This is a genomic window from Microbispora catharanthi (genome assembly GCF_006334915.2).
GTDB lineage: Bacteria > Actinomycetota > Actinomycetes > Streptosporangiales > Streptosporangiaceae > Microbispora > Microbispora catharanthi.
Window position 1 is genome coordinate 58,732 of sequence record NZ_VDMA02000032.1, and the last position, 17,554, is coordinate 76,285.

A 17,554-nucleotide genomic window follows, 5' to 3' on the forward strand; every position below is an offset into this window, starting at 1 on the left:
AGGGAACTCGGGAGAATGCTGGGGAGCATGACGTTGTGGAAGCCTGACCCCACTTTCTATCCCTCGCCCAGGGACGCCGCCGAGGCGCCGCCGGAGAAGCTGGCCTACGTGGCCGCCTTCGACCGGTCGGCCCAGCGGCCCGACGCGCTCGCCGTGCTCGACACCGACCCCGGCTCCCCGTCGTACGGGACCGTGGTCGGCTGGACCGACCTGCCGTACACGGGGGACGAGCTGCACCACTTCGGCTGGAACGCCTGCAGCAGCGCGCTGTGCCCGTACGCGCCGCACCCGCACGTCGAGCGGCGCTACCTGATCGTCCCCGGCCTGCGGTCGTCGCGGATCTACGTCTACGACACCAAGGACCGGGTCAGCCCGGAGCTCGTGAAGGTCGTCGAGGCCGAGGAGCTGGGCAAGCGGGCCGGCTACTCCCGCCCGCACACCGTGCACTGCGGCCCGGAGGGGCTGTACGTCAGCGCGCTCGGCGGCTACGGCGACGACGGGCCCGGCGGCATCGCGATCCTCGACCACAACTCGTTCGACGTACTCGGCCGGTGGGAGGTGGACCGCGGCCCGCAGTACCTGGCGTACGACTTCTGGTGGCACATCAACCACGACGTGATGATCACCTCCGAGTGGGGCACGCCCTCCATGATCGAGGACGGTGTCGTCGGTGAGCTGCTGCTCGGCCGCAAGTACGGCCACAAGCTGCACTTCTGGGACCTGCGCAAGCGCCGGCACGTCCAGGAGGTGGACCTCGGCGACCAGCACCAGATGACGCTGGAGTTGCGCCCCGCCCACGACCCGACCAAGACGTACGGCTTCGCCGGGGTCGTCGTCAGCGTCGAGGACCTGTCGGCCTCCGTGTGGCTGTGGCACAGAGATGTCAGGCACGGGGACGGCTCCCGCTGGGCGGCGCAGAAGGTGATCACCATCCCGGCCGAGCCCGCCTCGCCCGACGACCTGCCCGACGTGCTCAAGCCGTTCGGCGCGGTGCCGCCGCTGGTCACCGACATCGACCTGTCGGTGGACGACCAGCGCCTGTACGTGTCGTGCTGGGGCACCGGCGAGCTCAAGCAGTTCGACGTGTCCGACCCGTTCAAGCCGGTCGAGATCGGCTCGGTCCGCCTCGGCGGCATCGTCGACAGGGCCGCCCACCCCGCGGCGCCGGACGAGCGGCTCTCGGGCGGCCCGCAGATGGTCGAGGTGAGCCGCGACGGCCGCCGGGTCTACGTCACCAACTCGCTGTACGGCGCCTGGGACGACCAGTTCTATCCCGACGGCGTGGGCGCCTGGATGGCGAAGATCGACACCGGGTCGTTCACACTGGACGAGCGGTTCTTCCCGCACGGCGACGACTTCCGCGGGCTGCGCGCGCACCAGGTCAGGCTGCAGGGCGGCGACGCGTCCTCCGACTCCTACTGCTACCCGTGACGCTGACCGCGGTCATCCTGCTCGGCGCCTTTCACGGGATCAACCCCGCGATGGGCTGGCTGTTCGCCGTCGCCCGTGGGTTGCAGGAGCGCAGCCGCGACCTGCTGCTGCAGTCGCTGCCGGTCATCGCGCTGGGCCACCTCGCGTCGGTGGCCCTCGTGGTGCTCGCCGTGTCGGCGACCGGGTCGATCGTGACGGCCACGGCCCTGTCGATCGGGGCGGGCGTCGTGCTCGTCGGGTTCGGCCTGTGGCACCTGCTCGCGCGGCGGCACTTCCGCTGGGTGGGCATGCGGCTGTCGCTGCCGCAACTGGCCGCCTGGTCGTTCCTGATGTCTTCGGTGCACGGCGCGGGACTGATGCTGCTGCCCGTGCTGACCCGCATGCCGGCGAGTCACCACGGGCACGCCCTGTCGGGCGGCATGCTCGTCGCCGGTGTGCACACGCTCGCGATGTTCCTGACGGCCACCGTCGTCGCCGTCGTGGTGTACGAGTTCCTCGGCGTCGCCGTCCTGCGCCGGGCCTGGTTCAACCTCGACAGGATGTGGGCGTTCGCCCTGGTGGGAGCGGGCGTCGTCACCCTCGTGGGCGCCATCTGAGGGCTGGCGGGACGGGCGGGCGCCGCGGGCCTCCGGGTGCCTGGCAGGATTGACCGGCGTGCGGGTTCGTCTCCTCGGCGCGCTCGAGGTTCTCGACGACGGCGGGGCTCCGGTCGCCGTCGCGGGCGCGCGCGTGCGCGCGCTGCTGGCCGTGCTGGCCCTGCGGCCCGGCCGCCTCGTTCCGGCCGACCGGCTCGTGGACGCGCTGTGGGAGGACGACCCGCCGGCCAACGCCGCGAACGCGCTGCAGACGCTGGTGAAACGCCTGCGCGCGGCGCTCGGGCGGCCCGGCGCGGTGGTGTGGCGCGACGGCGGGTACGTGCTCGACGTCGAGCCCGCGCAGGTCGACGCCCACGTGTTCACCGCACTGACCCTGCCGTACGCGACGGGCACGCTGCCGGACCGGATGGCGGACGCCGAGGTTCCCGATGCGGAGCTGCATGACGCGTGCGCGGAACTGGACGAGGCGCTGGCGTCGTGGCGCGGGCCCGCCCTGGCCGACCTGCGCGCGGTGCCCTACCTGGCGGCCGCGGCCGCCAGGCTGGAGGAGCGGCGGCTGGCCGTGACCGAGGCCCGCGCCGCCGCGTACCTCGCGCTCGGACGTGAGGTGGACCTGTCGGCCGAGGTGGCCGCCCATCCGCTGCGCGAGCGGCTGTCCGCCCTGGCGATGCGCGCGCTCGCCCGCTCGGGCAGGCAGGCGGCGGCGCTGGCCCTGTACGAGCGGGTCCGCGGGGCGCTCGCGGACGAACTCGGCGTCGATCCGGGCCCGGAGCTGCGGGCCGCCCATCTCGACGTGCTGCGCGGACAGGAGACCCCGGCGGCGCATGAGCGGCCGACCCGCACCGCCGCCACTCCCACCACGGCCGCCACTCCCACCACCCCCGGCGCTGCCAGTGGCACTGCCGGCGGCCCTGCCGGCGGCACAGGCCGGCGTGCGGGCAGGGTGTGGGCGCCGCCGACGACGTTCGTGGGCCGTGAGGAGGAGGTCACGCACCTCGCGGCCCTGCTGCGCGAATCCCGGCTGGTCACGGTCGTCGGGCCGGGCGGGGCGGGCAAGACGCGCCTGGCGGTCGAGACCGCCCTGCGCGCCGCCGGCAACGGCGTCGCCCCCGAGGGCGTCGCCGGGGAGAGCGGGAACGGCGAGGGCGCGTGGCTCGCCGAGCTGGCCCCCCTGACGGACCCCGCGGACGTCGTGCGCTGCGTGCTCGAAGCGCTCGGCGCCGACGCCGAGCCGCGGGTGGGCGGGGACTGGCGGCAGGACCCGCCGGATCCGGACGAGCGCCTGGTCGCCTCCCTCGCCGGGCGCGAGTTGCTGCTCGTCCTCGACAACTGCGAGCACGTGATCGACGCCGCGGCGGGCCTGGCCGAGCTGGTGCTGCGCCGCTGCCCGGGAGTGCGCGTGCTGGCGACCAGCCGCGAGCCGCTCGGCGTGCCGGGGGAGACGCTCGCCCCGATCCCGCCCCTCGGCCTGCCCCCGGAGGGCGTCACCGGCGACACCCCTCGCGAGGCGGGCGAGTACCCCGCCGTACGCCTCCTGGTGGACCGCGCCCGTGCGGTGAGCCCCGGCTTCGTCCTCGACGAGCACACGACCCCGCACGTCGTCACGATCTGCCGCCGCCTCGACGGGATGCCGCTCGCCATCGAACTCGCCGCGGCGCGGATCAGGGCGCTCGGTCCCGAGCGGCTCGCGGCCCGCCTCGACGACCGGTTCCGCCTGCTGACCGGCGGAAGCCGTACGGCCCTGCCGCGGCACCGGACGCTGACCGCGGTGGTCGAGTGGAGCTGGGACCTGCTCGCGCCCGAGGAGAGGACGCTGGCGGAGCGGCTCGCGGTGTTCGCCGGCGGTGCCACGCTGGACGACGCGGAGCTGGTCTGCGGGGGCGACGGCCTCGACGTGGTGGCGGTGCTGCCGTCCCTGGTCGACAAGTCCCTGCTGGAGACGCCGGGCGACGGCCGGTTCCGGATGCTGGAGACGATCCGCGCGTTCGCGCTGCGGCGACTGACGGACAACGGTGAGCTCGACCGCTACCGGCGCCGACACGCGGCGCACTTCCTGCGGCTCGCCGAGGAGGCCGAGCCGTGCCTGCGCGGAGCCGGGCAGCTGGAGTGGATGGCCAGGCTGACCGCCGAGCAGGACAACCTGAACGCCGCCCTGCGCTGGGCCGTCGACTCCCGGGAGACGGAGACCGCGCTGCGGCTGTGCGGCACGCTGAGCTGGTATTGGTGGCTGCGCGGGCATCGCGGCCAGGCGGCCGTCTGGGCCGGGCAGGTCCTCGACCTCGTCCCCGAGGGCCCGCCCGCCGGGCTGGTGCGCGCCTACACCGGATGCCGGTTCGCGGTCACGGTCACCCGGCTCGGCACGATCTGGATGGAACCCGACCGGCTGGAGGAGATCCGCCGGGAACTCGGCGACCTCGTCGAGACGGCCCTGTGCGAGGGCCCGGTGCATCCGATGCTGCCGATCCTGCGGACGATCGTGACGGCGATGGCCGGACGCAGGGAGGAGGCGGCCGGGATGCTCGACGCGTACGCCGGCTCCGACGATCCCTGGCTGGCCGGCTCGGCGCTGATGATCAGGGGCGGGTCGCTCGGCCTGCCGGGCGACAGCGAACAGGACGTCGAGGAGGCGGTGCGCAGGTTCCGGGCGCTGGGAGAGCGCTGGGGGCTCAGCGAGGCCCTGCTCACGCTGGCCGCACTCCGCGCCCGCCGGGGTGCGCCGACGGCGGACCTGATCGACGAGATCGCCGGGCTGACCGCCGGATGGGTCAGCCCGGACGACACGATCTCCACGCTGACCCGCCTGGCCGAGCTGCGCCTTCAGGCGGGCGACGCCGAGGGCGCGGCGGCGGACGTGGCGGCGGCCCGTTCCCACGTGTCCGCCGGCGTCTCGCCGTACGCGCTCGTGCAGGTGAGCATGGGCGAGGCGAAGGTGGCGCGGAGCAGGGGCGACCTCGACGGTGCGGTGGCGGCGTACGAGGAGGTCCTGGCCGTGCTGGAGGCCCACCCCGCCGTCCCGCAGCAACTCGCGTCGGCGTACGCCGAGTACGGCAGGGCGCTGCTGGCCAAGGGCGACTTCGGCGGCGCGCTCGCGCGTCACCACGAGGCGCTGCGCACCCTCGGCGCCACCCCCGACCCGCCCGTCCTCGCGACCGTGCTGGCCGGGCTGGCCATGATCGCCCTGGCCGGGGGCGACGCGAAGCGTTCCGCGGCGCTCTTCGGCGCGGCCGACGCCGCTCATGCGGGCTGGCGGGCGGACGCCGAGGCCGCCGAGATGCTGGAGTCGGCGCGCGAGGCGGCGGGCCCCGGCTTCCTCGCCGCCTACGAGCGCGGCCGCACGTCGCCGCGCGAGGACCTCGGCCTGCCCGCCACCGGAAGCAGCGGGTAGGACGGCGCGCTGATCGTGACCCGCGCTGCGCCGGCATGCCGGGCGTATAGCTGTTCATCAGGGCGTTCACCGGATCCTCCGGGTGTAGGCGCGCACGGCGAGCGGGACGGAACACGCGGTGACGGCGGCGGCCCATGCCAGCGTGACCCAGACGTGCGCCCCCACGGGAGCACCGGTGAGCAGCGCTCGGACGGCGTCGGCCAGGTGCGAGACCGGGTTGACCGACGACCACCAGCGCAGCACGCCCGGCAGGTTGGCCGGGGGGATGAACGCGCTGCTGCCGAACGTCAGCGGCAGCAGGACGGCGGTCGCCGTGCCCTGCATCGAGGCGACGGACTTGGCCTTCAGCCCGAGCCAGGCCGACACCCAGCTCAGCGCCAGCGTGAACAGCAGCAGGAGGGCCAGGCCGGCCAGCGCGCCCAGGGGCGAGGCCGTGATCCGGAACCCGGCCGCGATCCCGGCGAGCAGGGCCACCGCGATGGTGGCCGCCGTCGTCAGCGCGTCCGCGGTCACCCGCCCGATCAGCGGGGCGGAGCGGGCGATCGGCATGCTCCGGAACCGGTCGAACACGCCGTTCACGATGTCCTCGGCGAGGTTCATGCCCGTGGTGTTCGTCGAGATGAGGGCCACCTGCACGAGCACGCCGGGCATCAGATAGCGCGCGGCGTGCTCGGGGTCGCCGGACATGGCCCCGAACATCAGGACGAAGACCACGACCATGAAGATCGGCTGAAGCAGGAACTGGACGAGCCGCCCGGGCTCGTTCCCCAGCGGCACCAGGCTCCGCCAGGCGAGGGTCATGCCCTGCGCGAGCGCGCCCCGGCGCCCGCTCGTGGACGTTATGACGGTCATCGCGTTCTCCTCGAGGTCGTGGTGTCTGTAAGGGCGAGGAACGCCTCGTCGAGCGTGGGCCTGCGGACGGCGTGCTCCGCGAGGGAGACACCGGCCTCCTCCAGCCGCCGGAACACGGCCGGGCTCACCGCCGAGTCCAGCAGCGGCACGCTGAGCAGCCCGTTCTCCCCGCGGTGCGGAGTCAGCCCGGTGACCTCGGCGAGGATCAGCTCCGCCTTCTCCGCGTCGTGCTCCGGCCGTATCTCCAGCCGCCGGTCGCCCGCCCTGGCCTTCAGCTCGCGGGGCGTGCCCCGTGCGGCCACCAGGCCGTGATCGATGAGCACGATCTCGTCGGCGAGCTGGTCGGCCTCCTCCAGGTACTGCGTCGTGAGCAGCACGGTCGCCCCGCCCGCCACCTGCTCGCGCACGATCCGCCACAGGTCCGCCCTGGCGCGCGGATCGAGCCCTGTCGTCGGCTCGTCCATGAAGACGATCGACGGCCGGCCGACCAGGCTGACGGCCAGGTCGAGCCGCCGCCGCATGCCGCCCGAGTAGGAACCCGCCGCCCGGTCTGCGGCGTCCTCCAGCGCGAACTCCGCGAGCAGCGCCGCCGCCCTGCCCCGGGCCTCGGCCCGGCTCATGCCGAGGAGCCGCCCGATCATCACCAGGTTCTGCCGCCCGGTCAGCTTCTCGTCCACCGACGCGTACTGACCGGTCAGCCCGATCAGCTTCCGCACCTCGGCCGGCGCCTTCACCACGTCGTGCCCGCCGACCGCTGCCCGGCCGCCGTCGGGGGAGACGAGCGTGGCGAGGATGCGGACCGCGGTGGTCTTGCCCGCGCCGTTGGGACCGAGCACGCCGAGCACCGAGCCCGGCGGCGCGGCGAGGTCGATCCCGGCCAGCGCGGCCTTGTCGCCGTATCTCTTCACGAGGCCGTGGGCCTCAATCGCGTACGTCATGCTCCGACGGTCGCCGCCCGCGCTGGCACGGAGCTGGCACCGTGCTGGCAGGACGGTCGGCACCGTGCTGGCAGGGTCGCCGTCAGGGCAGCGGCCGCCTCGCCGCGAACGGCGGCGGGGGTGAAACTTGCAAAGAAGCGGGGCATCATGGATTACCGCAGACGGCGCCACTGGAACGTGCCCGCCTGCGACATGAGCCGCGCATAATCCGGGCTTAAGACTGCGCTCCTTGTCCGTCCGGCGGCGCCGCCACTACGCTCCCGCGACATTCCTCTTCCCTCCTCCGCGTCCCGTCGCGGAGGCTCGCCCTTGTTCGGAGCCCACCATGGGAGCGATCACGCGTGGCACCTTCGCCGTCGTGGTCCTGAGCGCCGTGCTGTCCTCGCTGTTCGTCGCCTGGTACGGCCCGGCGCGCGCCACCGAGACCGGCGCCGCGGCCGTCAGCCAGACGCAGGCCAGGTCACGTGTCGTGGTGCGGCGGGCCGCCGCCGCACCGGCGCGGGCCGCGGTCGCCCCCGCACAGGCAGCGCCGGCGCAAGCAGCACCGGTGCGGGCCGTTCCCGCGCATGCCGCCGTTCCCGTGCCCGAGGTGACGGTCACCGTGACCGTCACGCCGTCGCCGTCCCCCTCGCCTGGCCGCATCAGAGTGGGCTACGTCCCCCAGCGCGGCGCGTACGGCGCCACGTCCACCGTGCGCGACCTCGACACCAGCGGGCTGGCGGGCAGGCTGACCCACGTCCTCTACGCCTTCGCGAACATCGACCCCGGCTCGCTGACCTGTCTCACCGGGGTCACCCGCCCGCTCGCGCCCGACCCGAACGACCCCGACCAGGGCGACGGCGCGGGCGACGCCTGGGCCGACTACCAGCGCGGTTTCTCGGCCGCCGAGTCGCTGGACGGCGTGGCCGACCCCCCGGACGCCTCGCTCGCCGGCAACTTCAACCAGCTGAAGAAGCTCAAGGCCCGACACCCCGGCCTGAAGGCATTGATCTCGATCGGCGGCTGGACCTACTCCAAGTACTTCTCGGACGTCGCGCGGACCGCCGCCACCCGGCAGAGGTTCGTGAAGTCCTGCCTCGACGCCTACATCAGGGGCGACCTGCCGGGCGTCGAGGGCAGGGGTGGCCCGGGCAGCGCGGCGGGCGTCTTCGACGGCATCGACATCGACTGGGAGTGGCCCGGCGGCGAGGGGCACCTGGGCAATCACACCGGCGTCGACGACAGGCGGAACCTGACGGCCCTGCTGGCCGAGTTCCGCGCGCAACTCGACGCGCTCGGTGCGGCCACCGGTCGCCACTATCCGCTCTCGGTCTACCTCCCCGCCGACGACGATCGCGTCGAGGCCGGGTTCGACCTGGAGAAGCTGGTCGGCCTCGTCGACTTCGTCAACGTGCAGCGCGACGGCCGGCACGCCGTCCGCGAGGGTGCGATCCTGCGCTGACCTCGCTTCGCCCGCCGTGGGCCGGTGGCGCACGGCGATCACAGCGTGCTCGCCTCAGCCGTGCTCGCCTTAACGGATGAGCAGCCGGCCCTTAACGCGCGCATAACCCGGTCCCGCGCGTCCACCAGCGATGACACGGTTCGTTAGGAACGCTGTCGAATTGGGTCTTGTGAACCAGCGACCGCGAAGCTACGATCCGTACAACTCTTAGGAAACTTTCCTAAAAGAACGAGACCGGGAGCCGAAAATGGCCCTTCCTCACCCCTGACGTCTTCCTCTCGCGTCCCGTCACCAGACGCCCTTGAGTGCCGTACGGCCGGCGCTGTTCCGATCGGCCGCCTCCGTCAGGCGCCGGCCGTACGGATTCCCATGACCTCCCCGTTCACCCCCCACAGAGGTTGTGTCCATGCAAACCAGGTACGTCTGGCGTGCGCTCGCCGCGATGGCCGCACTCGCGCTCGCTCTCGTCGCGCTGCCCGCGGAGGCCGCCACGGTCAAGGCCGTCTTCTCGGCCGACTCCGACTGGGGCTCCGGCTATCAGGGCCGCTACACCCTCACCAACACCGGGACCGCCGCGATCTCCGGATGGACGGTCGAGTTCGACCTTCCCGCAGGCTCGACTGTCGGGTCCTACTGGGACGCGCTGATGACGCGTTCCGGCGACCACTACACGTTCAAGAACCGTGAGTACAACGGCGGCCTGGCCGCCGGCGCCTCGACGACGTTCGGCTGGGTGAACAGCGGACCCGGCAAGCCGGCGAACTGCCGCCTGAACGGCGGTCCGTGCGACGGCGCGACGACCTCGCCGTCCCCCTCACCGAGCGCGTCCCCCAGCACGTCTCCGAGTCCGTCTCCGAGTTCGCCGCCGCCCGCGTCCGGTGCCCTGCGCACCGCGCCGTACGTGGACATGGGCGCCTGGCCCACCCCGAGCCTGAGCGCGATGGCCTCGGCCTCCGGCCTGAGGAGCTTCACGCTCGCGTTCGTCACCGCGTCGGGCTGCAAGGCGATGTGGTTCAACGCGTACGACCCACGGCAGCAGTGGGCCAAGGATCAGATCGACGCGATCCGGGCAGGCGGCGGTGACGTCAAGGTGTCCTTCGGCGGCGCGACCGGCATCGAGCTCGCCCAGGCGTGCACGGACGTGAACGCGCTGGCCGGCGAGTACGACGCGGTCGTCACCGCCTACGACCTGAAATACATCGACCTCGACATCGAGGGTTCCGCGGCGGCCGAGCCCGCGTCCATCGCCCGCCGGTCGCAGGCGCTCGCCCGGCTTCAGCAGGCCCACCCCGACCTGAAGATCTCCCTCACGCTGCCCGTGCTGCCGAGCGGCCTGACCGCCGACGGCCTCAACGTGGTGCGGTCCGCCCGCGACGCCGGGGTCAGGCTCGACGCCGTCAACGTCATGGCCATGGACTACTACCAGTCCGTCGACTACGGCGACGCGGCGGTCCAGGCGGCGAACAGCACCTTCGCGCAGCTCAAGAGCCTGTATCCCAGCCTGTCCGACGCCCAGGTGTGGCGGATGGTCGGGGTCACGCCGATGCTCGGGCAGAACGACGACGGCCGGATCTACAACCAGGACGACGCCCGCCAGCTCGTCGCCTTCGCCAAGGACAAGCACCTCGGCCTGCTGGCCTTCTGGGAGACGACCCGCGACCGCAACGCCTGCACCGGGGCGCTCTACTCCTGCACCAACATCCCCCAGTCGCCCTACGAGTTCTCCAAGATCTTCGCTTCGTACACGGGGTGAGGCACATGAACAAGCTCATCGGCCTGCGCGCCGCGGCGTCCCTCGCCTTCGCCGGCCTGCTCACGGCGACGTTCACCGGCCCGGCCAGTGCCGCCGCGAACATCGCGGCGAACCCGGGGTTCGAGTCGGGTCTGTCGGGGTGGACGTGCGCGTCCTCGGCGCAGGTGGTGCCGAGCCCGGTGCACGGCGGGTCGAAGGCGTTGTCGGCGACACCGGCGGGCAGTGACTACGCGCGGTGCCAGCAGACGATCAGCGTCAAGCCGTCCACGACGTACGCGCTGTCGGCGTGGGTCCAGGGGAACTACGTGTTCCTCGGGGCGACCGGCACGGGGGTGAACGCCCAGACGTGGGGGTCGCCGGGATCGTCGTGGTCGCAACTGTCGACGTCGTTCACCACGGGGTCGTCCACGACGAGTGTGACGATCTACGTCAACGGCTGGTACGGCCAGGGCGCCTACTACGCCGACGACGTCGTCCTCGACGGCCCCGGCACCCCGGCCTCGCCCTCTCCATCCCCCTCGCCCTCCGTCAGCCCGTCCCCATCGCCGTCCCCGTCCCCGTCGACCTCGCCGAGCCCGCCGCCGGGCGGGAAGCGGCTCCTGGTCGGCTACCTGCACGCCTCGTTCGCCAACGGCTCCGGCTACGTGCGGATGGCCGACGTCCCCGACGCGTGGGACATCATCGACCTGGCCTTCGGCGAGCCGACCTCGCCCACCTCCGGCGACATCCGGTTCACCCGCTGTCCGGCCGCGGAGTGCCCGAGCGTCGAGAGCGATGCGGATTTCGTCGCGGCCGTCCGCGCCAAACAGGCGGCCGGCAAGAAGGTGCTGATCTCGATCGGCGGCCAGAACGGGATCGTCCAGCTCACCACCACCGCCGCCCGGGACAAGTTCGTCCAGTCCGTCGCCGCGATCATCGACAGGTACGGCCTGGACGGCCTCGACATCGACTTCGAGGGCCACTCGCTGTCGCTGAACCCCGGCGACACCGACTTCCGCAACCCGACCACCCCGGTGGTCGTGAACCTCATCTCCGCGATCAAGACGCTCAAGGCCAGGTATGGCGCGAGGTTCACGCTCACCATGGCCCCCGAGACGTTCTTCGTCCAGCTCGGCTACCAGTTCTACGGCCCGGGTCAGAACGGGACTGCCGACGCCCGCTCCGGGGCGTACCTGCCCGTGATCCACGCGCTGCGTGACGATCTCACGCTGCTGCACGTCCAGGACTACAACTCCGGGCCGATCATGGGCCTCGACAACCAGTACCACACGATGGGCGTGGCCGACTTCCACGCCGCCATGACCGACATGCTGCTCACCGGCTTCCCCGTGGCCGGTGGCGCGACCTTCCCGCCGCTGCGTCCCGACCAGGTCGCGATCGGCCTGCCGGCCGCGCCGTACGCCGGCAACGGCTACACGAGCACGGCCGAGGTGCAGAGCGCCTTCGACTGCCTGGCGAAGGGGACGGGCTGCGGTTCCTACCGGCCGCACGGCGTCTTCCCCGGCCTGCGCGGCCTCATGGCCTGGTCCGTCAACTGGGACAAGTACGACGGCTCCGAGTTCTCCCGCTCCCACAGGGCGTATCTCGACGCTCTGAAGTGATCCCCCACCCACCCCCCAACCCTTGCGAGGAAGAATGCAGCTTCGCTTCGGTACGGGCCGGCGCGCCAGGGCATTGGTCGCCCTGCTGGCCTCCCTTCTCCTGGCCGTCGCCGGACTGGTCGCGGGAACGACCGCGTCCGCCTCGGCGGCCCCGAACAGCGTGGTCATGCTGGCCTACCCGGCATGGGCCCCGAACACCTGGTACGCCATCGGCGCCCGGGTGACCTACAACGGCGTCGACTACGAGTGCATCCAGGCGCACACGTCCCTGACCGGCTGGGAGCCGCCGATCGTCCCGGCGCTCTGGAAGCAGGTCAGCGGCGGCGGCAACCCGAGCCCGTCGCCGAGCCCGACGCCGCCGTCCGGCGCTCCGGGCAAGCCGGGCAACCCGGCCGTCACCGGCACCACGAACTCGTCGATCTCGCTGTCGTGGTCGGCGTCGAGCGGCACGGTGACCGGCTACCGCGTCTACGAGGGCACCTCGGTCAAGGCGACCGGCAGCGGCACCAGCGCCACGATCTCCGGCCTCGGCACCTGCACCACTCACACGTACACCGTCAAGGCGTACAACTCGAACGGCGAGTCCGCGGCGAGCGGGTCGGTGACCGGCACCACCACGGGCTGCCCCACGAGCGGCGGGAAGCTCCCCGGCGCGCCCTACCTGTACGAGGGCTGGGGCAACCCGCCGAACCCGGCCACGGTCATGAACGCCACCGGGGTCAGGCAGTTCACGATGGCCTTCATGCTCTCCGGCGGCGGCTGCACCCCGGCGTGGGACGGCTCCCGCCCGCTGTCCGGCAGTGTCGACGCCACCGCGATCTCGCAGATCAAGGCCGCGGGCGGCAACGTCCAGATCTCCTTCGGCGGCTGGCAGGGCAACAAGCTCGGCCCGAACTGCTCCAGCTCGTCCGCCTTCGCCTCGGCCGTCCAGCAGGTCGTCAACGCCTACAACCCGGCCGCGGTCGACTTCGACATCGAGAACACCGACGAGTTCGAGAACGAGGCCGTCCAGGACCGCATCCTCGGCGGTTTGAAGATCGTCAAGCAGAACAACCCGAACGTCAAGGTCGTCGTCACCTTCGGCACCAGCACGACAGGCCCGACCTACTACGGCACCCGGCTGATCAACCAGTCGAAGGCGCTGGGCGTGAACATCGACAACTACACGATCATGCCGTTCGACTTCGGCGGCGGCGCCGACATGTACCAGAACACGGTCAACGCGGCCGAGGGCCTGAAGAACGCGCTCAAGGCGGCGTGGGGCTGGACCGACGCCCAGGCGTACGCGCACATGGGCATCTCGGGCATGAACGGCCTGTCCGACCAGCAGGAGCTCACCTCCGTGGCCACCTGGACCCAGATCCGCGACTGGGCCAAGTCCAAGGGCCTGGGCCGCCTCGCCTTCTGGGCGGTCAACCGCGACCGCGGCTGCCCGGGCGGCGGCGTGGTGTCGAACTGCAGCGGCATCGCGCAGAGCGACTGGGACTTCACCAGGATCACCGCGGGCTTCTGACCCGTCCACCTGTCGACGGCCAGAGGGATCCGGGTACGGCCCGCCGGACCGGATCCCTCGCCGCCCGCGCGATGTGTGCGCGGACCGATGCGAGTCGGGCGCCCATGAGCAGGCGGCCGGTCCGGCGGGGACGACCCCCCTACCCGCCGTTCCGGTCGCCCCCGTGCGTGGGGGCGAGCAGGCCGATCAGCATCCCGACGATCACGGCCACGGCAAGGGTGATCCACAGGCGAATTTTCATGAAGTCTCCTGGATGTAACGCTCCGTGGTCACAATACCCCTAATCGTGACGGATCGCGATGGCTGGATGGCCGAATCCGGGATCGAGTCGCCTGTTTTGCCATTCGTCAGGCAGGCTTGGCACCGTCATGGAATACGCGATCCCCACCAGCATCGTCCTCGTCGCCGGCGTCGTGCTCGCGCTCGTCGCCCAATGGAAGGGCTGGCGGCCGTCCCTGGCCGTCACGCTCACGCTCGGCATCGCCGTACGCGTGCTGATCATGGTCCTGTCGGCCAGGGACACCCAGTGGCAGCCGGTCGACTACGTCAACAGCTTCCAGCCCGCCGGCGTGGCCATCCTCGACCACCGCGATCCGGTGCTCGAGAGCAACGGCGGATGGCACTTCCTCCCGACGATCCCGTACATGTACGGCCTGCTGCTGTGGCTGGGCATCCCGTGGGAGTACGCCGGCCGCATCGTCACCGTCGTCGCCGACGTCGTGCTGATCCCGTTGGTCGGCAAGCTGGCCGGGGCGCGGACCGAGAAACTGCGCGCCTTCCAGTACGCCTGCAACCCCCTCGCGATCCTCATCGCCTCCGTGCACGGCCAGGTCGAGCCGGTCTCCCTGGTCTTCGGGGTCGCGGCGTACGTCGTGGCGCGCGGCCCGGGCGAGTGGCGGCGGCCCGAGCCCCTGCCGTGGGCCCGCATGCCGTTCGCGAACCGCGACCTGCCGCTGCCCTGGATTTCGCCGGGCGAGCTCGTGCGGCGCATCGTCCACCCGTCGCAGGAGGACCGCGCGGCGACGGGCCGGGCCGTGTGGGCGGGTCTGCTCATGGGGCTCGCGCTCTGCGCGAAGAGCTGGCCGGTGATCCTCGTGCCGGCCCTGCTGATGTTCCTGCCCGGGCTGCGCAGCCGCCTGGTCTCGCTGGTCGCGACCGGCGTCTCGCCGGTGTTCTTCCTGCTGACGCTTCCGATCGGCGGCTGGACGGAGTGGCGTCAGCTTCCCGAGGTGCTCAACACCATCGGGCTGCGGCCCAGCGACGTCCGTCCGATCACGGGGGACTGGGGCTGGACCGCCCTGGTCAGCGGCGGCAACTGGAACCTCGACCCGCTCCCGGCCAGGATCGGCCAATACCTCATCTACGCCGCGATCGTCGCCTGCCTCGTCTGGTGGCGCAAGGCCGACCCGGTCGACGTCACGATCGCGATCCTGCTGTCTTTCATGATCTTCACGCCGCGCCTCGGCGCGCAATACCTGCTGTGGTTCATGCCGTTCCTGGTCGCCCGGCCCACCCGCTGGGCCTGGCCGGCGATTCTCGGCAGCACGTTGTGGGCCGCGATCGGCTACATCGTGCTCACGCAGTTCCACGGGCCCAAGTGGGGCGAGCTGCACGCGCCGTGGGCGATCAGCTCGCTGGTGCTGTTCCCGGTGCTGATCGCGGCCATCCCGTGGCGCCGCAGGTACGCGGAGACCACGCCGACGCCGGTCCCGGGGGAGAAGAAGACCGTCCCCGCAGCCTGAGACGGGGTCCCGCCGGTCTCAGGTCACGATGAGGCGGACCATGTGGCCATGGCTTTTGAAGCCGGGCGGGTCGCCGTCGAGCATTCCGGTCACGCACTCGAACACGCCCGGTGCGGCCTGCCGTACGAAGAAGGCGGTCTCGGCGATCGCCGACAGCAGCCGGATCACGTCGCGCTGCACGTGGACGCCCTCCCTGTCGCCGGCCAGCGAGACCGTCACCTCGTACACGCCGTCGTCGAGCAGGCGCTCGCCGGTCAGGAGCCACTCCGACCCGCACGCACGGCGCAGGTGGGGGAGCAGATGCGCCTCGGGTTCCTCCGTCACCCAGCCGTCCCGTGCCATCGCGTCGAGCAGGGCGGACACCTGTGGCTCCATCGCCGAGGCGTCCGCGATTCCGGTGAGGCGCTCGTCGTCGTCCCATCGCCGCATGATCAGACCCTAAGCCGGAGTATGGCGGCGCGCCCCGCAGACGCTCCGTGTCGGCGCCCGTCCGACGGCCCTTGCCATGGCTCCGCCCGGAATGTCGCCCCACGGCCGTGGAGGCGTGCGAGGCTGACGCCGAACGCGCAGGCGGAGCAGGGGATGGCCTCATGGCTTCACCGGGGGTCGGGCTGTTCCGGCCGTGGGTCGGGGTGGGACGCCGGAGAGCGTTCAGGTAACCGCCCGGAGATGAGCGCGGCGGCCCAGGAGCCGTCCGGATCGCTGTCGACGAGCAGGGCACGGACGAGCAGGCTCAGCGGGATCGCCAGCAGCGCGCCGAGCGGACCGAGCACCCACGCCCAGACGATCAGCGAGAGGAACGTGGCCGTGGTGGACAACCCCACGGCGTCACCCAGGAACTTCGGCTGGATGAACGACTGGATCACCACGTTGATCGCGATGTACGCCACGATCACCAGCAGCATCGTCTTGGGCCCGCCCTCCAGCAGCCCGAGCAGCGCCGGCGGGATGAGGCCCAGGATGAACCCGATGTTCGGGATGTAGTTCGTAATGAGGGCGAGCACCCCCCACAGCAGCGGGAGTGGCACGCCCAGCACGTACAGCGCGATCACGTCCAGGACCGAGCAGATGAGGCCGAAGACGGTGGAGACGATCAGGTAGCGGCGCGTCCTGTACGTGAAGGTCTTGAGCGCGCGGGCGAGGGCGGGCCGTTCGGCCGAGGCGGCGTCCACGATCCGGGCGAACACGGGGGCGTCGAGGCTCATGGCCAGCAGCAGCACGACGATCAGGAACAGACTCGACAACACTCCCAGAAGGCTGCTCAACACGCTCTGGGCGACGCCGATCAACTTGCCGAAATCGAGCGACGACAGCGCCTTGTTGAGCTGTTCACTCCCGTAGCCGAGGCCCGCCGCCCAGTGCTGGAGGTCGGCCACCATCGCGTTGAACTGGTCCGCGTATGTGGGAGCCAGGATCGCGAGTTGCGCGGCGGCCAGGCTGAGCACCGCGACCATGCCGAGCAGGACCAGCAGCACCACGGCGAGGGGGACGGCCACCTGCAGCCATACCGGAGAGTTGTGGCGGGCCAGCCAGCCGCGTACCGGAGAGACGGCGATGACGAGGGTCAGCGCCAGGACGACCGGGCCGACGATCGAGCCCACCGCCTGGACGCCGGCGAGCGTTATCACCGCGGCAGCGGTACAGACCAGCACGATCAGGGCGCGAGGGAACCCCTGTCGAGTCACGTCCCGTTCCTACCCCTTCTCCTGGTGAAAAGGCTGTGCAACGTGGATCAGTCGTAGCACGCCCCGGCCCCTACCCTTGTCCGGGCGGGCGAGTCGTGACGGGAATGAAGCCGGGCCTCACGCCGTTCGATCCGTGCGGAACTTCAATCCGGTGGATGACCTGCGGGAATAGGTCCCCGGCCGGCTGCGTTGAAGCCTAGCCGGGCCAAGTCGTCGGCAGGCCCTGGTAATCTTGTGGTGTCGGCGCGGTTCGGCGCACTCTTCTTCGATCACTTCGGTGGTTGTCTTGTGTGTGCGCGGGCTGATTGCCGGCCACTCCTCGTGCTTTTCGATCTTCTCGGTTCGGTGGTTTTGCGTCGGGCTGGGGGTTCGGGTAAGTTAGAGGGGTTGCCCCGGAAACGGGGGGGGTCGAATTCCTGTCGGTCGGCGGGTTTCGGGTCAAATAAGTCCCGGTGGGGCGGATTTGACACGGAAGAGCCGGTCGGGAAGGATTAAGACCAGCAAGACAAAAGAAAAACAAACGGTGAAACGCCCCGGAGTGCGGGACCTTCTTCAAAGGGTTTCGGGTGATGGTGGTCGCGTCCGTTTCTTGAGAACTCAACAGTGTGCTAAAAGCC

12 protein-coding genes are annotated in these 17,554 nt (G+C 71.5%); 8 read left to right on the forward strand and 4 right to left on the reverse strand.

What is annotated here, in order from left to right; genetic code table 11:
* The first annotated feature begins 27 nt into the window (after positions 1-27).
* Genes FH610_RS38670 through FH610_RS38680 form a run of 3 tightly spaced genes read left to right on the forward strand, consistent with a single transcriptional unit; the run spans position 28 to position 5,412 of the window.
* Positions 28-1,431 (forward strand): selenium-binding protein SBP56-related protein, encoded by a 1,404-nt coding sequence (locus FH610_RS38670; protein WP_139580198.1) that lies wholly within the window; start codon positions 28-30, stop codon positions 1,429-1,431.
* On the forward strand, positions 1,428-2,027 hold the full coding sequence (locus tag FH610_RS38675; protein WP_139580199.1) for a hypothetical protein: 600 nt from the start codon (positions 1,428-1,430) through the stop codon (positions 2,025-2,027). Before FH610_RS38670 ends, FH610_RS38675 begins: the two co-directional genes overlap by 4 nt.
* 58 nt (positions 2,028-2,085) lie before the next feature.
* Positions 2,086-5,412, forward strand: coding sequence for an AfsR/SARP family transcriptional regulator (locus FH610_RS38680; protein ID WP_139580200.1), 3,327 nt, complete (start codon positions 2,086-2,088; stop codon positions 5,410-5,412).
* Between the two features lie 66 nt (positions 5,413-5,478).
* Here the strand turns inward: FH610_RS38680 and FH610_RS38685 are convergent, their stop codons facing one another.
* Together FH610_RS38685 and FH610_RS38690 are read right to left on the reverse strand one after the other, a co-directional pair.
* Positions 5,479-6,264, reverse strand: a complete 786-nt coding sequence (locus FH610_RS38685) for an ABC transporter permease (protein WP_139580201.1) — start codon at positions 6,262-6,264, stop codon at positions 5,479-5,481.
* Positions 6,261-7,202 (reverse strand): ATP-binding cassette domain-containing protein, encoded by a 942-nt coding sequence (locus tag FH610_RS38690; RefSeq protein WP_139580202.1) that lies wholly within the window; start codon positions 7,200-7,202, stop codon positions 6,261-6,263. Before FH610_RS38690 ends, FH610_RS38685 begins: the two co-directional genes overlap by 4 nt.
* Positions 7,203-7,527: 325 nt before the next feature.
* Between FH610_RS38690 and FH610_RS38695 the strand changes: the two genes are divergently transcribed.
* From FH610_RS38695 to FH610_RS38715, 5 genes are all read left to right on the forward strand, one after another.
* Positions 7,528-8,643 carry a glycoside hydrolase family 18 protein gene (locus FH610_RS38695; protein ID WP_205826367.1) on the forward strand — a complete coding sequence of 372 codons (1,116 nt, stop codon included), beginning with the start codon at positions 7,528-7,530 and terminating at the stop codon, positions 8,641-8,643.
* Between the two features lie 406 nt (positions 8,644-9,049).
* Positions 9,050-10,396, forward strand: coding sequence for a cellulose binding domain-containing protein (locus tag FH610_RS38700; protein WP_139580203.1), 1,347 nt, complete (start codon positions 9,050-9,052; stop codon positions 10,394-10,396).
* A gap of 5 nt (positions 10,397-10,401) precedes the next feature.
* Entirely contained in the window at positions 10,402-11,997 is a 1,596-nt protein-coding gene (locus tag FH610_RS38705; RefSeq protein ID WP_139580204.1) for a chitinase, read from the forward strand.
* Between the two features lie 34 nt (positions 11,998-12,031).
* Positions 12,032-13,510 (forward strand): carbohydrate-binding protein, encoded by a 1,479-nt coding sequence (locus FH610_RS38710; protein ID WP_139580205.1) that lies wholly within the window; start codon positions 12,032-12,034, stop codon positions 13,508-13,510.
* 368 nt (positions 13,511-13,878) lie between these two features.
* Positions 13,879-15,252 (forward strand): hypothetical protein, encoded by a 1,374-nt coding sequence (locus FH610_RS38715; protein WP_139580206.1) that lies wholly within the window; start codon positions 13,879-13,881, stop codon positions 15,250-15,252.
* An 18-nt stretch (positions 15,253-15,270) separates the two neighbouring features.
* Here the strand turns inward: FH610_RS38715 and FH610_RS38720 are convergent, their stop codons facing one another.
* Positions 15,271-15,681, reverse strand: coding sequence for a hypothetical protein (locus tag FH610_RS38720; RefSeq protein ID WP_139580207.1), 411 nt, complete (start codon positions 15,679-15,681; stop codon positions 15,271-15,273).
* A gap of 167 nt (positions 15,682-15,848) precedes the next feature.
* Positions 15,849-16,937 (reverse strand): AI-2E family transporter, encoded by a 1,089-nt coding sequence (locus FH610_RS38725; protein ID WP_139580208.1) that lies wholly within the window; start codon positions 16,935-16,937, stop codon positions 15,849-15,851.
* Between the last annotated feature and the right edge of the window lie 617 nt (positions 16,938-17,554).

What these genes read in the sequence shown, in the direction of transcription:
- FH610_RS38720 (WP_139580207.1), bottom strand. Translation starts at nt 15,681, where the DNA reads ATGCGGCGATGGGACGACGACGAGCGCCTCACCGGAATCGCGGACGCC.
- FH610_RS38695 (WP_205826367.1), top strand. Translation starts at nt 7,528, where the DNA reads ATGGGAGCGATCACGCGTGGCACCTTCGCCGTCGTGGTCCTGAGCGCC.
- FH610_RS38670 (WP_139580198.1), top strand. Translation starts at nt 28, where the DNA reads ATGACGTTGTGGAAGCCTGACCCCACTTTCTATCCCTCGCCCAGGGAC.
- FH610_RS38700 (WP_139580203.1), top strand. Translation starts at nt 9,050, where the DNA reads ATGCAAACCAGGTACGTCTGGCGTGCGCTCGCCGCGATGGCCGCACTC.
- FH610_RS38685 (WP_139580201.1), bottom strand. Translation starts at nt 6,264, where the DNA reads ATGACCGTCATAACGTCCACGAGCGGGCGCCGGGGCGCGCTCGCGCAG.
- FH610_RS38715 (WP_139580206.1), top strand. Translation starts at nt 13,879, where the DNA reads ATGGAATACGCGATCCCCACCAGCATCGTCCTCGTCGCCGGCGTCGTG.
- FH610_RS38705 (WP_139580204.1), top strand. Translation starts at nt 10,402, where the DNA reads ATGAACAAGCTCATCGGCCTGCGCGCCGCGGCGTCCCTCGCCTTCGCC.
- FH610_RS38710 (WP_139580205.1), top strand. Translation starts at nt 12,032, where the DNA reads ATGCAGCTTCGCTTCGGTACGGGCCGGCGCGCCAGGGCATTGGTCGCC.
- FH610_RS38690 (WP_139580202.1), bottom strand. Translation starts at nt 7,202, where the DNA reads ATGACGTACGCGATTGAGGCCCACGGCCTCGTGAAGAGATACGGCGAC.